Below are 15,206 nucleotides of genomic sequence, written 5' to 3'. Positions count from 1 at the left end.
GAATGATCATTTCTTAATAACTGACATATTTTATGCCTAGAAAAGAAGGCATCGACGTGACTGTTTTTAAGTACAAAACCAAACAGCGTGAGGCAATCCTGAATTATTTACGCAAGAACACAGAGCCATTAACAAGCTCCCAATTAGCTGCTGTTTTACAGAAAAAGGGCTATGTAGCTAGCCTGACAACTTGTTATCGCCATTTGGAAGCTTTGTATCGTGAGGGCAGAGTTGAGAAATACTTTTTGCCTAACGAGAAATCAGCCTATTATCGCTTTGTATTTGAGGAGGATGAGAAAGACGTCCATTTCCATCTGAAATGCATTAATTGCGGACGCTTGGATCATATGACCTGCGACCAAACAGTAGAGATCATGCAACACATCTTCAAAGAACACGGCTTTCAGATCGATTTTGAGATGACTTTCATCTATGGCCTCTGCAAATTTTGCCAAAGCTAAACATTAATGAGGTGCAAAGCACTTGATTAAACAAGCCATATCTCAATTTAAGCACATGGCCGTAGCTAGCCACAAAGCTGTCAAGCAATTTTTTGCTATCTTTTTAACTTTAATTATGCTGCTTACAGCTTGCAAAGCTGAGAATCATGCGCCCAAATTGGCGAACAATTCAGCTCACTCTGATAAACAACCAGAACTAAAGCTAGTTGCAACTGCTTTCCCAGCTTATGACTTAGCCAATACTTTATTGTTCACGCAAATTAAAGCTGATTCAAAGCTTGAGCATGGACAACCCAATTTACCCTTTAAGCTCAGCTTGGAATTACTTAGCAAAGCTGGCTCAGATCCGCACACATTTGAACCGTCAGTGCAAACGAGTTTAAGCTTAGAACAAGCTGACATGTTACTTATGGTAGGTGGAGAGTTGGATTTGCAATTTGCACGTCTATTAAAGAGCCTAAGTGAGACAGCCAAAGCACATTTGACCGTTTTTACTTTGAGTGAACATGTGGATTTATTGGACCAGGATACAGCCACAAGTATAGAAGCACAAGCTGTCCAAGCTCCGATAAAGGATGTTCATATTTGGCTTTCAACCAAACGTCAAATTACTTTATTAAAGGCTTTGGGCCAACAGCTTATAGCCAAGGTTCAGCAAATTTATCCAGATTATTTGCCTGCTTTTAAGACCTATCTCACCAAACAGCTAGAGGCTTGGCTTCAGCATTGGCAAGCGCTAGATCAAGCGTATACAGACTGTTTTCAGACAGCTAGCAAGCGAACTTTAGTTTTTGCTGATCGCTTTCCTTTGCGCTATCTCTGCCATGACTACAATTTGGAGGCCAAAGCGGCTTTTAACAGTTGCAGCCATCAGCTAGATCCTAATTTGCAGACATTGACGAATTTGCATGACTTTGTTTCTCAAAATGACATTCGTCTAGTTTTTTACACAGAATTTGGCCAAGCTAAATTAGCCCAGGTTTTGACAGACAGTACAGTTGAAATTACAGCCACACAAGCTGAAGCTTATCTTAAGACTTTGTCCAAACATAACGTTCAACGTTCCCAAACAGAGCTAGCGCGAGAGTCATCAATTGAGCTAGGAAGAGAGTCAAAGGCGTCAACTGAGACAGGAACAGTAGAGTCAGAGCCTGAGACGTCAGTGGAGGAGAAAAGAGACGAAGTGCCAGCAGCTTCAACTGAGCCTAAAAAGTTAGCCAAACGCTACATAGCTTTGTTTAGAACAGGCCACACAGTTAGCCAAGTTGAGTTAGAGAACTCATTTACGCTGTTCGAACTTTTAAAAAGTAATTTGGCTTTATTGGACTTAGCGACACACGATTATGTTTTGGAAAGGGGAGCCTTGGATGCTTAAATTGGAAGCTGCGAGCTATACATATAACGACAATCATAAGGCAATTTTTACTGAACTTAACTATGAGTTTGTTGCAGGTGGGCGTTATATTTTGCGGGGCAAAAATGGTAGTGGCAAAAGTACATTGATACAGATTCTTGCAAATAGGCGCACTTTGACAAGCGGTAGACTTATTTCGGAAGCTAAAAGCGTGATCTACCTCCCTCAGCAATTACAGTTAGCTGACGGCTTCATTTATACGGCCAAAGAATTTTTAAATAACGCAATTGAACTTATTAAGCGCCAGCAGAAACATAAAAGCAAGTTAAAGCTAAATGCACCAAACATGCTTGCTAATTTAGCTAAACGTTACACAAGCTTAGTTAATGATTTTAAGTTAGAGACAAGCTTGGAGCTGCCAGTTAGCGCCTTATCTTTCGGCCAAAAACAGAAGCTGTTATTGGTGCGTGCTTTGTTAGGCCAGGCTGATTTATATTTAATGGATGAAGCGTGGAGTAGCTTAGATCAAGCCACGATTCAGAAATTACCAGCCATTTTTGCCAAATATATTGTCGCTAATAGTTGCCTAATTCAAATCAGTCATGATCCAGAAAATCTTTGGTCTGATTACACCTGCTTGCATTTTCCTCTTTTGACCGAGGTTAAGAAATGATAGATTTTCTACAAATTTTAGCGTATCCCTTTGTAAAAAGAGCCATTATAACAGGTAGCCTGCTTGTCATTGCTTGTGCGCTAGTTGGCTCTATTTTGCTAAGCAAACGGCTTGCTTTGCTTACTCAAAGTTTGGCGAATGTAGCTTTTTTAGGTGTAGCGCTAGGCACGCTTACACAGTTACCAAGTATTTTAGTTAGTTTGGGCTTAGTTACTGCAACTAGCTATGAAGTTTTTCAGCGGCGGGAAAGAACAAAATTGCTGACAGATAGCTTATTGGCACTTTTAAGTAATGTCGCTCTAGCCTTAGGTATTTGTTTGATTGCCTACACTCAGGGCATGACGTTAGATATTTGCAATTTTATGTTTGGCTCAGTGCTAGTGATTGAACAGGGCGAAATGTTCGTGATAATTGCTTTGTGTTTGGTCGTTATAGCAGCTTATTTTTGGCTAAAGCCATATCTCTTTGCTTGGCAGCTGGACGCTGAGTTCTATTTAGCAGCCAAATTATTACCAGTTAAGTTAAATCTAGCAATTGCTATGCTGTTAAGTTTCTTATTAGCCGCTGGCTTAAAAATCATGGGAACATTGCTTCTATCGGCGCTTTTACTCTTACCACCACTTACCGCTAGACAGTTAGCCAAAACAGAGAGACAGGCGCAAATTTACAGCCTTTTCGTTGCATTATTGGGCTTTTATCTCGGCTTGTTCATTTCGTATCAGCTGTATTTGCCATCAGGGGCAGCGATTGTGACGGTGCATGCTTTAATTTTTGCTTTGGTTAAACTAGTTATAGTCATTAAACAAAAGTTAGCTACTAAAAAAGTTAAGTTTAATAAACATTTAGCTATCTTTATTGGGCTTGTTTTTTTTAGCTTAAGTTTGTTAAGCGCTTGCCAAAAGGCCAAGCAGACAGAGGCCTTAGCTGATGTGTTCAAAAATGCTAAATCGCCATTTTATACGGCTAAGGGTGAATTAGATTTTGAACGTAAATTAGGGGCAGACAAACAAAATAGTATTCGAACTGAGCATCTGCCAACGGGCAAGGCCGAAGATGGCAGCGACTATTTGCCAATTTATGAGAAGCAATTTGTGCTCTTAACCAATGAAATTTATGCAAATTACAAAAATTATTTGAATCAGACCATTGCCTACGAGGGTGTATTTGTTAGCCTATATGACAAAGCTAAGCAAATAACACGTTATTTCGTCATTCGCTATGGTCCAGGTTGCTGCGCCTATGATGGTATGCCTGGCTTTGAAGTTAGATTTCCTGAACACTTTAATGTGAGCCAATACAAAGACAAGGATTGGCTGTACGTCGAGGGTAAATTACAAGTCAGCCATGAGGATGATGCAGATTATCTTTATTTGATGGCGAAAAAGGTCGAAACAGGCCGGCCAGAGGGCTTAATCAACGTAAAACATTAATCGCCTAATTCTTGAATAATCGCCTAAAAACATGGCATAATTAGGCGAAAAGCGAGGAAATTAAGCGAAAAGCAAAACAAAGCCCGTACAATTGTACGGGCTAATTAATTTTTACAGTTATAAGGCTAATTAGCAAACTGTTATTGCTCTGGCTTTTTCAACCAATCTGGATGCAAGAAATTCTTATTATAGAAATTAGAATTTTGTCTAAAGGCGTCATTGAGCTTATCTAAGCCAATTTGCTCAGCCAAAGTATCTTCCTGACTGAATAAGTTCGTGCCGAGAGCCAACTTGTTACCATCAATTTCAACGCCCAAAGCAGCGAGGGTAGTTGGGAACATATCCATCGTAACTGCTGTACGGTTTTTCAATTTGAGCTTACTCTTGTCCATATCAGCTAAAAGCGGGTTGATGATACAGTTGTAGACAGATGGCTTTTCATTTGGCAGATAACGCTTGTGATAATCAGGCGCCATTGTGAAGTGGTCACCCACAATGATGATGGTTGTGTCTTTGTAGAATGGCTGCTCTTTTACCCAGTCGATGAATTCGTTGATCATCTTGGAAGCGCCGACTAGCACTTCGGCATATTTATCATCTGGATACTTATCGCTAGTGTAACCAGGTGTTGGCCAGCCTTCTGGACCGTGTGTATCCATGAGTTCCAATTGCAAATTGAATGGTTGGTCTGATTTAGCTAACTCAGTCAACTTTTCTTTGGCAAAACCAAAGAGTTTCTGATCTTCTACGCCCCAGAACTTGAGGTAATCTTTAGGCACCTTACCAGTTTCGCGGAGTGTGTTTAAGTCAATAACTTCATAATTACCATGTTGGAGGAACCAGTTTTCCTGACGGCCAAATTTAGCAGAAGCGCCAGACAAGAAGACGTTCTTGTAACCAACTTTTTCTAAAATATCGCCCAAATTCCATGCACCAGGTAAAAAGGCACCAGGAGGAGTGTCATTTGGCTCTCTAAATGGTGTAATCCAAGGTAAACCGCTCATCTGAGCCACCATTGAACCTAAAGTATAGGTAGCTGTTTGGACTGGAATAAAGCCGCCAGCTTTGTTGTTTAGGGAGAAAGAGTAATTTTCGTTGGCTAATTTCGTCAACTCAGGAATTAAGTTCTCTTTCATACAACCGCCGTTAGCTGGATCTTGGTAAGAAGCTTCCATCGATTCAGACCAGATATAGATGAGGTTATGTTTCTTTTCGGGGAATTTTAATTTAACCTCTTTAGTTGGTACGTAGTAATCAGCAATCAAAGTGTTTTCGTGCATACGGCTGTAGACATAGTGGCTGATACCTGTATAGCTTTCAAAGCTGTAACAAGAAAGCACACACAATATAACAGCTACACAAGAAATAGCGATATGCGCCTTTCTTTGCTTGTTTGCTGTGAGTTGCTTAGCCTTTTTCCAAGCGTAAATTGTAGCCAGCCAAATGATTAAAGCCGGTAAAAAACTGAAACAGAGATATTTAAGATAATAGGCGAAAGGTGTGCCAGATTGTGGCGACAAAAATTGCATAAGCAGTGCGTCAGGGGCCACTTTACCAAAGACCATAGCCATATAAATTGGCGTACAGCCTAAAACTAGAATGCCCAAATAAATAATCAGGCCTAGATAGCGTAAAATTTGCTTAAAAAAAGTTGTCTTTTTCATTTCCTAACTTCCTTATTTTAGAAAAATCACCTTATTGTACTCTACTTATTAGGCAAACTCAAATTAGTAGCTTAAATTGCGAATAATGCCTAGGAATTGGCATATAGAAGCCATGGCAAATGGTTATTTTGGCAAAACAAGTTTATATAAAATATTTGGCAACTTATTTAAACTGGAAAGAATCTGCATAAGCTTTTAGCTGAGCTGAAACAGATCCAATCAGGTGGATAAGTGTGTAACAAAACGCAATCTGCTGCAGGCTTACGTAATGAAGCTGTAATTTAATTAGCTTATTCTCTCGGGAAAGTAACATGATTGTCATGAATCAGCCGCCTAAAACTGCATTTACAGCGAAAAGATGTGGAATTGTGGACAATTTTCGTGCTTTAATAGGCTTTTTTGGACGAAATACAGGCATAAGCTTAGATTACTAAATTTAGAAAATGTAATGTGGATAATTAACTTAGATTGTAAGGTATTTATGCTGAAATTAAGGTGTTCAGGCTGAAGCTTAGACATTGAAAAATATAAGAAGTAGGCTAAGCTGTGCCTGAAATTAAGGGCTTAGACTTAGCTTATTAAGTTGGCCTTTTAACGGCCTAAATGTTTTAGAGACTTTTACAATATCTTAATCGTAAAGTGCGCTGATACGCCTATCATTGAACTAGAGCTCATGAAAGAGGTGCAAGCGATGTTAAATGGAGCCTTCGTGTTGGCAGCTGGTACTAGTAGCCGTATGGAATCTAGGACGAGCAAGTTGTTGCAAAAAGTAGCTGGTCGACCGATGATTTTGTGGGTGAAAGAAGCGTTGAAACAAGCCGGCGCAAGCGAACAGGTTTATGTCGTTGGTTATCAACAAGCTGAAATTCGCAAAACTGTTGGCGAGAACATGATTTACATGTTGCAGGAACGCCCACTTGGCACAGGTCATGCCACGGCCAAAGCAGCAAGTTTCTTGGAGGGCGTTGATGGCGCAATTTTAGTTTGTCCAGCTGATATACCATTGATTCGTCCACAGACATTAGTTAAGCTTGTCAGACGCTTTGAAGAAACGAAATGTGCTTGCGCTTTTCTAACAGCTCATATAGCCAAAGAACTCAATTTGACATATGAAGAAGTTTGCCGTGATAGTAACGGCGAAGTTTGCGATTTGAAATCAGCCCCGAAATTTAATCAATCAGTTGATTTCTTCACTGAAAGTGGTGGCTTCTTTAGTCGTAGCCGTAATTTGACACCTAGAATGCGTAACGACTTAGTTGAAGTTTCAAGCGGCATTTATTGCTTTGACACAAGCTTATTGTTGTCCGCATTAGGCAAAATTGGCGCTAAACTCGGCAATGATCGACCTTATGAATTGAGCGATATTATCAAATTGTTATTAGCTGATGGCCAAAAAGTTGAAACAGTTGAAGCTTATTCGCTGGAAGTTTTAGGTGTTAAAACTAGAGCGGAGTTGGATGATGTAATCTATATTATGAACCAGCGTATCTGTGATTATCACATGCTGAGAGGTGTGACAATCGTTGATCCAGATACCTGCCAAATTGACTATGATGTTAGAATTGGCGCTGATACAGTCGTTGGGCCTAACGTTGTGCTTTTGGATGGCTGTCAGATTAGCACGAACTGTGAAATAGGACCGTTTAGTACATTGAAATCAGCTATAATTGGAGCTAATACCAAAGTTGAACGAGCAGTTCTAACTGAGTGCAAACTAGGTCAGGACAACAGAATTGGCGCTTTTACAGAAATTAGACAGTCGGTACTTGGCGATGATTGCCAGGTTGACAGCTTCTCACTTGTGCAAAATTCAGAGCTGCAAGCGCAAAATCTAGTTAACGACCATGTATCATTGACTTACATTAAGTCGGAAAAAATGCAAGAATATAAAAGTGGCACCGTTTTAAGAAATCATTTGAGCCAAAAACAGGAAGAACGGCGCGAGAAAGAGAATATTAGGAATAAACAGAAATGACAGAACATTTAATCGTCGGGTTAGGCAATGTAGGGCGTGAATATGAACTTACATGGCACAACTTGGGCTTTATTATGTTAGATAGCTTGGCTGAGGAATATAAGCTAAGCTTTAGCACTATCAAATTCAAAGGCTATTTTCAGAAATTCAGGCTGGGCGATGAACAGTTTTATTTGTTAAAGCCAGTTACATACATGAACAATTCAGGTGAAGCGGTCAAAGCTTGCCTAGATTATTTCAAGCTAGAGCCAGAACAGCTTTTAGTTTTGTATGATGATTTTGAACTACCGTTTGGCGACTTGCGTTATCGAGACAAAGGTGGCGCTGGCACACATAACGGTATGAAGTCGATTGTTCAACACGTGAAGTCGACTAATTTCCCGCGCTTACGAATCGGAGCTGGTCCTATTCCTGAACAATACAGCATAGTTGACTTCGTTTTGAGCAAAATTCCAAGCCAAAAACAACAGGCTTTGCCGGCTTTAGCGAAACGCATACAGACATTTGTGCAGGCTATGGGCAAGAGCAATGCCAAACAGGCGGTCAATGTTTTGCATAGCCAAAATGCCAGCACTTTAGCAAAGTTAGCTGAACGCCAAGCCAAATTGCAGGCCAAAGCAACCAAGCAGCAAATTGAAGCTTCCATACAGCAAACTGAAGAAGCCAAATAGCAGACAAAAGCAATCAAGCTGTAAATGGAAGTAGAAAAATAGCAGACAGGATTAGTTAAACAATTAAGTTAGACAGATGAAGATTAGGTTAAGGGCCAATTTTCAGAAGAAGGCATTAAGGCGAAGAAGGTATTAAGTCAGAGTAGATTATGGATGAAATGCAAGAATTATTAGCCCAGGCGGGCAATGACTCTAATTTTGTCAAATTGTTAAATGCTTGCAAGACAGATAAAGCAGCTCGTTTCAACCTAAATGGTTTGTTTGAAACGCAAAAATATTATCTCGTAGCTGCACTTGCCAAGCAAGGCAAACGGACATTGGCTATCTTGTTGGATAGCGAATTTGCCGTGCAAACTTGGCAGGCGGGCTTAGCTACATATTGGCCAGCTGACAAACTTATTACCTTTCAGCCACGCACAATTAATTATGGCACAGTAGATAGCGTAAGTCAGGAAGATAGCTGGCAACAGATTGCAAGCTTGAATGCTTTATTGCAAGTGAAAGCTAAAAAAGAGCAAGTTATTATACTTGTAAACGGACAAGCTTTATTTGACCCGATTTTGCCACCTAGCGCCTTAAAGGATTTAGCGTTAAATTTGGAAGTTGGCCAAACTATTAGTCCGACTGATTTGGCGAAAGAATTAGTCAAATTAGGCTTCAAACAAGTTAGTTTGCCAAGTGTGGCAGGCGAGTTTGCTAAGCGTGGCGATATTATCGATTTAATTACAACTGACACATATAGCCGAGATTTGGGCTTGCGTCTTTCATTCTTTGACATTGAGATTGACCAGATCAAGTATTACCAATTAGCCAATGCTAGAGCCTGTGAACAGCTGAATAGTTGCCAAATCTTGCCTGTAAAAAGCTTGTGCCTACAAGAAACAGATTGGCAGTCATTATACAAGCGCCTGGAAACGGAACTTGCTAGTTACAAACGAAAAGTGCAAATTTTGCGCAAGCTTGAAAAGGCCAAAGCTACTAGCATTCAGCAATTAGAGAAACAAATTGAACTTCTAAATAGCGATATAGCCAAAATCAGCGAGCGTGTTTATTTCCCGAGCCTGGAAGCTTATCTACCGCTTATTTACAAAGAGGATAATAACTTCTTTGCCTACCTTGAACAACTTAAAGCTGTTTTACTGGTCGACGAATTAATTAGCGTTACGAAAAGTATGGCTGCTTATGGCAAACAGTTAGCTTTGGATAGTGCTATCTGGTTGGAACAGGGCAAAAGTATTCCTCTAAAAATTGAGCAGATGCATAGCAGTGATGAGATATTGGCTCTGCTGAACAAGCAAACTCAGCTTGTGAATTTGGCATGCTTCCAGACAGCGAACAATGGCTTTGCTGAAGCTGAGACGTTGAGTATAAGTGGGCGAGAAGCTGAAAGCTTGAAAATTGGTGAGAAAAACAAGACGCTAATTGATAAAATTGCAAATTTGGAGAGCTATCGTGCCGAGCAGTATCAATTTTATGCCTTTGCGCCAACTGAAGCACAAGCCAAAGACTTGCAAACATATCTGTCTGAAAGTGCGGAAATTACGTGGATTGTCAAAGTAGCTGAGCTAAAACAAGGCTTTAACTATCCAGCAGCTAGAATTATGCTCTTTGGCCAGAACGAGCTATTACAGAAGTGGCAAATCAAAAAACAGGGCCATTTAACGAAGAAAAACCGTACGCAGATGATTGATTTTTTCAATGATTTGCATGAGGGCGATTGCGTCGTGCATGAAATACACGGTATTGGCCTGTATCGAGGCATAAAGACGGTTGAAACAGCTGGTGTTAAGTCAGACTATTTGTACATAGAATACGCTGGATCAGACGTTCTTTATCTACCAATGTCAGCTGTCGATCAGCTGCAAAAATATATAGGCAGCAAAGACACAGCACCGAGATTGTCGCATTTCGGGGGCCATGATTGGGAAAAGCTGAAGGAACGTTCACGCGCTAAAATAAGGGAGCTTGCTACCAATTTATTGGACCTTTACGCTAAAAGACGCCAGATCAAAGGCTTCAGTTTCCCTAAATTCGAGAGTGCCGAGCAAGCTTTTAGCGCTAGTTTCCCCTATGTCGAAACGAACGACCAACTACAAGCTTGGGCTGATGTTGAACAAGATATGGCAAGTTCGATAGTTATGGATAGAATCATCTGTGGCGATGTTGGCTTTGGCAAAACGGAAGTTGCCTTTAGAGCTTGCTTCAAAGCAATTTTAGCTGGCAAACAGGTGGCTTTCATTGCACCTACGACAGTGCTAGTTGAACAGCATTATGAGAATTTTTTAGAGAGAGTCAAAGAGTGGCCGATTAATGTCGGCTTGTTGAGCCGATTCAGTCCGCCTTTGCAAGAAAAACGGGTCTTAAAAGAACTTACAAGTGGCGATTGCCAAATTGTCTTTGGTACGCACCGCTTGCTTAGCAAAGATGTAAAGTTTCATGACATAGGCTTACTGGTTGTGGATGAAGAGCAGCGCTTCGGCGTGGATCATAAAGAGCAATTAAAAGAACGCTATCCATCCGTTGATGTTCTAACTTTGTCAGCTACACCAATTCCACGCACTTTGCATATGGCCTTATCTGGCATTCGGTCAATTTCAACTTTGCAAGAAGCGCCGCTTGATCGAAAACCGGTCAAAACTTATGTTTTGGAGTATGATGCGGAACTTATTAAAGCTGCTATTTTAAGAGAAAAAGCAAGAGGCGGTCAGGTCTTTTATCTCCATAACAACATTAAGACTATCTACAAAAAGCAAGCTGAATTACAAGCTATGTTACCTCAGCTTAAGATAGCCGTTGCACATGGCAAACTGAATGAAACAGAGCTAGAAACAGAAATATTTAATTTTGTGAATCAGGAGAGCGATGTTTTGCTCTGCACGACCATTATTGAATCGGGCATTGATATGCCAAATGTGAATACCTTGATTATCACGAATGCTGATCAACTAGGCTTAGCGCAATTGTATCAGCTGAAAGGCCGTGTCGGACGCTCTAATCGCCAAGCCTATGCCTATATCACTTACCAACCAGATCGTATTTTGACAGAAGAAGCGAGAAAAAGAATCAAAGCAATTGCTGAATTTACAGAATTAGGTTCTGGCTTGAAAATTGCCTTGCAAGACTTGGAAGTTCGTGGTGCTGGCAATTTGATCGGTGCGGAACAGCACGGGCAGATTGCAGCTGTTGGCTATGATATGTATTGCAGAATGCTAGATGAGGAGTTACAGCTAGCTAAGCAGAGACAGGCGGAAAAGATTCGTGACTTGCAAGTTACTGATACTTCTTCCGAACAAACTCAAAGTCAGCGCAAATTGTTAGATGCGAAGAATGAGTTAGACGAAGCTAATCAGGCATACCTAAACAGTCATAAGTGTCAAATCAACTTGAAATTGAATGCTTATATCGAACGTGAATTAGTCAGCTTGGAGAGTGAGCGCATCGAGCTTTATCGCCGTATCAGCCAACTCAAAAGTTACTTTGACTATGTCGATTTAAGTGATGAAATTATTGACCGTTTCGGTAATTTGAGCCCGAATATCGAGAACTTGCTTGATATAGCTTATGTTAGAAGTGCGCTTACTAAATTAGGCGTGAGCGAATTAAACAGTCTGCCGAGGCGTCTGGAGCTTAAATTCAAAGCTAATCGCCCGTTAGATATGCAGAAGCTCAGCAAGTTGCTAAATGATGACAAACTGAAACGGGATTTGCATTTTTTAGCTAGTGAGCCACCGATGCTTGAAATTGTGGTTGCGAAGCAACTTAGCGAAAGAGAGCGTTTGCGCTTATTAAAGAATTTGTTGGTCAGAACGCTTGAACACGCGTGAATAAGGAGAAATTACAAAAATTTGCTGAATATCCCTAGAATTAGGGCTATTTTGTCGCTTGCTAAATTGTAATGGCCGCTGATTTTTGTTAAGATAGCTACTTGTGTTTGTAAGAGATAATCTTAAATAAATATTAGCAAGGGGATGAAAAAAGATGCACGGCATAGCTTTTGATAATCAGAAATACTTAGAGTTACAATCTGCTTATATTCGCGAAAGAATTAGCAAATTCGACAACAAGTTGTATTTGGAATTTGGTGGTAAATTGTTCGACGACGAACATGCAGCTCGCGTTTTACCAGGCTTTCAACCAGATAGTAAGTTGCAGATGTTACTGAAATTGAAAGATCAAGCTGAGGTCATCGTTGCTATCAACGCAGCAGATATTGAGAAGAAAAAGATTCGTGGCGATTTGGGCATAACTTATGATTTGGAAGTTTTGCGCTTGATCGATGCTTATCGAGCTGTTGGCCTTTATGTTGGTTCTGTCGTTATTACGCAATTTGAGAACCATCCAGCTAGCGTTAAGTTCCGCGAACAATTGAACAAGTTGGGCGTGAAATCTTATGTCCATTACAAAATTGAAGGTTATCCTAACAACCTTAAACACATCGTCAGCGAAGATGGCTATGGCAGAAATGAGTACATTGAAACAAGCCGTCCATTAGTTGTTGTTACAGCTCCTGGCCCAGGTTCAGGCAAGATGGCAACTTGTTTGTCTCAGCTTTATCAAGAGTTTAAGCACGGCGTCAAAGCAGGTTATGCGAAGTTTGAGACATTCCCTGTTTGGAATTTGCCTTTGAAGCATCCTGTTAATTTGGCTTATGAGGCAGCCACAGTTGACTTGAACGATGTCAACATGATCGACCCATTCCACCTAGAAGCTTATGGCGTGACAACCATCAATTACAATCGTGATGTTGAGATTTTCCCTGTCCTAAAAGCTATGATGGAGCGTATTTCTGGTAACTGCCCTTACAACTCACCAACTGACATGGGTGTAAACCAAGTAGGTAATTGCATCATCAATGATGAGTTGTGTAAAGAAGCTGGCCGTGAAGAAATCGTGCGCCGTTACTACAAAACCTTGCAATTAGTCAAAGCAGGCTCTTTGCCACCTAGCGCTTTGGACAAGATTGAGTTACTGATTTCTCAAGCTGATACAAGCTTGGAAACACGTAAAGTTGTGAAAGTGGCCAATGATAAGGCTGCCAGCGCCAATACCAATGCTATGGCAATTGAATTACAAGATGGTACGATTGTAACAGGCCGTAGAACGAGCTTGTTGGATGCACCAGCTGCTTGCTTACTTAATGCCTTGAAAGTCTTAGGTAAGATTGACGATAACATTCCGTTAATTTCGCCACATATCATTGCGCCAGTAACAGAGCTCAAGATTAAGAGCTTAGGTAATAACAATCCGATGTTGCATTTGGACGAGGTTCTGATTGCTTTAGCAATTTCAGCCACAACTAACCCTTTGAGCCATGTCGCTTTACAGCAATTAGCTAATTTGAAAAATTGCGAAGCACATTCCACCGTTATTCTAGGCAATATGGATCAGAATGTTTTGCATAAATTGGGCTTGAATGTGACGAATGAACCGAAGTTCAGAACGAAGAAGTTATATCACTGATAAGAAGCTAGCCAAGAGGCTAGCTTTTTTAATGTTTATTTTATCGCTAGATTATATTTTAGGCTTAAATTGCATGGTATTATAAAAAGATAGAAGTAGATTAGATATGAAAGAAGGTGGCGTGCATGGCACATGCAGATGACTTGTTTATTGAAACATGTAAAAAGATTTTGGACGAAGGCCATATGGATCTTAATGCCAAGGTTAGACCTAAATGGGCTGATGATGGTAGCAGCGCTTACACCAAAAAGGCGTTTGCCGTTGTCAATCGTTACGATCTCAGTAAAGAATTTCCTGCTTTAACATTGCGCCCAATTCCTTTCAAAAATTGCATTGACGAATTATTGTGGATTTGGCAACGCTGCTCGAACAATGTGCATGACTTACATTCACACATTTGGGATGCTTGGGCTGATGAAACAGGTAGCATCGGTAAAGCTTACGGCTATCAATTAGCGAAGAAATACGATTGGCCAGAAGGCAGAATGACGCAGGTAGAGAAAGTGCGTTACGATTTGAAGCACAATCCTCAATCACGCCGTATTTTGACGAGCATCTATGACTTTAACGACCTTAACGAGATGCATCTATATCCATGCGCTTATTCTATGACTTTCAACGTGGTAGGAAATAAGCTCTGTGGTATTTTGCATCAACGCTCGAACGATGTCTTGGTGGCTAACAACTGGAATGTTGTACAGTATGCAATTTTGTTGCACATGTTAGCTATCGATGCCAATTTGGAAGTAGGCGAGCTTGTACACGTGATTGCTGATGCGCATATTTACGATCGCCATATCCCGATTGTGGATGAATTGATCAAACGTCCAACCTTCAAAGCGCCTAAGCTTTTAATTGATCCTGATGTTAAGTCGTTTGATGACTTTCAAGTCAGTAGCTTTCAATTAGAGGATTATCAGCATAACCCACAAATTAAGGGTATTCCGGTTGCTGTTTGAGGTGTGAAATGGAAAATTTGACATTGGTGGCAGCGATTGATAAGAATTTGGCTATCGGTTACAAGGGCGAACTTTTGGTGAGGATTAAGTCCGACTTAAAGCATTTTAAGGAGCTTACACTGGGCCAGCGCGTGATATATGGCAAAAATACGTTATTGACTTTTCCTAACGCAAAGCCGCTAAAAGGGCGGGAAAACGTGATTTTGGCCCCAGCTGATTTTGTTGTAGCTAGTGAGGCTGAACGGCCTTGTCAGGTTTGTCATTCTTTGGCTGAGTTAGAAACGTATTTAGCTAGTTGCGATGATAAACTGGTGAACTTTGGCATCGGCGGTGCATCTGTGTATGCTCAGCTTTTACCTTTTGCAACGGCTTTGGAATTAACTGAGATTGATCATGCTTTCCAAGAGGCTGATACTTATTTCCCAGACTTTAGGTTAAGTTTCATAAAGACAGAGTGTACAGATTACATGCTTGATACGGAAACTAATTTACAGTATCGTTATGTGCGCTATGAGCGGGTGCGACGCTAATAAATTAAGCTTTGTTTACATTATGCTGT

Annotated in this window: 11 protein-coding genes; 10 read left to right on the top strand and 1 reads right to left on the bottom strand. The window is 40.6% G+C overall.

Going from position 1 to position 15,206, the window contains the following annotated elements:
* The first annotated feature begins 56 nt into the window (after window positions 1-56).
* The 4 genes from PYS62_RS06110 to PYS62_RS06095 are packed head-to-tail and all read left to right on the top strand — an operon-like array spanning window position 57 to window position 3,918.
* Window positions 57-461 (top strand): Fur family transcriptional regulator, encoded by a 405-nt coding sequence (locus PYS62_RS06110; RefSeq protein WP_066712137.1) that lies wholly within the window; start codon window positions 57-59, stop codon window positions 459-461.
* 22 nt (window positions 462-483) lie between these two features.
* Window positions 484-1,836, top strand: a complete 1,353-nt coding sequence (locus PYS62_RS06105) for a metal ABC transporter substrate-binding protein (RefSeq protein ID WP_066712140.1) — start codon at window positions 484-486, stop codon at window positions 1,834-1,836.
* The gene (locus PYS62_RS06100) at window positions 1,829-2,488 is read left to right on the top strand and encodes an ABC transporter ATP-binding protein (RefSeq protein WP_066712143.1); all 660 of its coding nucleotides are present in this window, start codon (window positions 1,829-1,831) and stop codon (window positions 2,486-2,488) included. Before PYS62_RS06105 ends, PYS62_RS06100 begins: the two co-directional genes overlap by 8 nt.
* Complete coding sequence (locus PYS62_RS06095; RefSeq protein ID WP_066712146.1) at window positions 2,485-3,918, top strand: metal ABC transporter permease; 1,434 nt, start codon at window positions 2,485-2,487, stop codon at window positions 3,916-3,918. Before PYS62_RS06100 ends, PYS62_RS06095 begins: the two co-directional genes overlap by 4 nt.
* A gap of 140 nt (window positions 3,919-4,058) precedes the next feature.
* Here the strand turns inward: PYS62_RS06095 and PYS62_RS06090 are convergent, their stop codons facing one another.
* Window positions 4,059-5,582: an LTA synthase family protein gene (locus PYS62_RS06090; protein ID WP_066712154.1), complete on the bottom strand. Its 1,524-nt coding sequence runs from the start codon at window positions 5,580-5,582 to the stop codon at window positions 4,059-4,061.
* Window positions 5,583-6,273: 691 nt separating this feature from the next.
* On the opposite strand from PYS62_RS06090, the gene PYS62_RS06085 reads away from it, so the two are divergent.
* From PYS62_RS06085 to PYS62_RS06060, 6 genes are all read left to right on the top strand, one after another.
* Window positions 6,274-7,557, top strand: coding sequence for an NTP transferase domain-containing protein (locus PYS62_RS06085; protein ID WP_066712157.1), 1,284 nt, complete (start codon window positions 6,274-6,276; stop codon window positions 7,555-7,557).
* Complete coding sequence (gene pth / locus PYS62_RS06080; protein ID WP_066712160.1) at window positions 7,554-8,228, top strand: aminoacyl-tRNA hydrolase; 675 nt, start codon at window positions 7,554-7,556, stop codon at window positions 8,226-8,228. The genes PYS62_RS06085 and pth overlap by 4 nt, the downstream gene beginning before the upstream one ends.
* A gap of 149 nt (window positions 8,229-8,377) precedes the next feature.
* Window positions 8,378-12,052 (top strand): transcription-repair coupling factor, encoded by a 3,675-nt coding sequence (mfd, locus tag PYS62_RS06075; protein ID WP_066712162.1) that lies wholly within the window; start codon window positions 8,378-8,380, stop codon window positions 12,050-12,052.
* A gap of 154 nt (window positions 12,053-12,206) precedes the next feature.
* Window positions 12,207-13,688 (top strand): DUF1846 domain-containing protein, encoded by a 1,482-nt coding sequence (locus tag PYS62_RS06070; RefSeq protein WP_066712164.1) that lies wholly within the window; start codon window positions 12,207-12,209, stop codon window positions 13,686-13,688.
* A gap of 125 nt (window positions 13,689-13,813) precedes the next feature.
* Complete coding sequence (thyA, locus tag PYS62_RS06065) at window positions 13,814-14,647, top strand: thymidylate synthase (RefSeq protein WP_066712167.1); 834 nt, start codon at window positions 13,814-13,816, stop codon at window positions 14,645-14,647.
* Window positions 14,648-14,655: 8 nt separating this feature from the next.
* Window positions 14,656-15,177 (top strand): dihydrofolate reductase, encoded by a 522-nt coding sequence (locus PYS62_RS06060; RefSeq protein WP_066712169.1) that lies wholly within the window; start codon window positions 14,656-14,658, stop codon window positions 15,175-15,177.
* Window positions 15,178-15,206: the final 29 nt, after the last annotated feature.

Source organism: Amygdalobacter nucleatus (genome assembly GCF_029167365.1).
GTDB lineage: Bacteria > Bacillota > Clostridia > Saccharofermentanales > Fastidiosipilaceae > Amygdalobacter > Amygdalobacter nucleatus.
The sequence above is the reverse complement of the archived record's forward strand: the minus strand, read 5'-3'. Positions and strand labels throughout refer to the sequence as shown.

Coding starts and splice junctions, on each gene's coding strand:
- pth (WP_066712160.1), top strand. CDS start 7,554: ATGACAGAACATTTAATCGTCGGGTTAGGCAATGTAGGGCGTGAATAT.
- mfd (WP_066712162.1), top strand. CDS start 8,378: ATGGATGAAATGCAAGAATTATTAGCCCAGGCGGGCAATGACTCTAAT.
- PYS62_RS06095 (WP_066712146.1), top strand. CDS start 2,485: ATGATAGATTTTCTACAAATTTTAGCGTATCCCTTTGTAAAAAGAGCC.
- PYS62_RS06070 (WP_066712164.1), top strand. CDS start 12,207: ATGCACGGCATAGCTTTTGATAATCAGAAATACTTAGAGTTACAATCT.
- PYS62_RS06100 (WP_066712143.1), top strand. CDS start 1,829: ATGCTTAAATTGGAAGCTGCGAGCTATACATATAACGACAATCATAAG.
- PYS62_RS06090 (WP_066712154.1), bottom strand. CDS start 5,582: ATGAAAAAGACAACTTTTTTTAAGCAAATTTTACGCTATCTAGGCCTG.
- thyA (WP_066712167.1), top strand. CDS start 13,814: ATGGCACATGCAGATGACTTGTTTATTGAAACATGTAAAAAGATTTTG.
- PYS62_RS06085 (WP_066712157.1), top strand. CDS start 6,274: ATGTTAAATGGAGCCTTCGTGTTGGCAGCTGGTACTAGTAGCCGTATG.
- PYS62_RS06060 (WP_066712169.1), top strand. CDS start 14,656: ATGGAAAATTTGACATTGGTGGCAGCGATTGATAAGAATTTGGCTATC.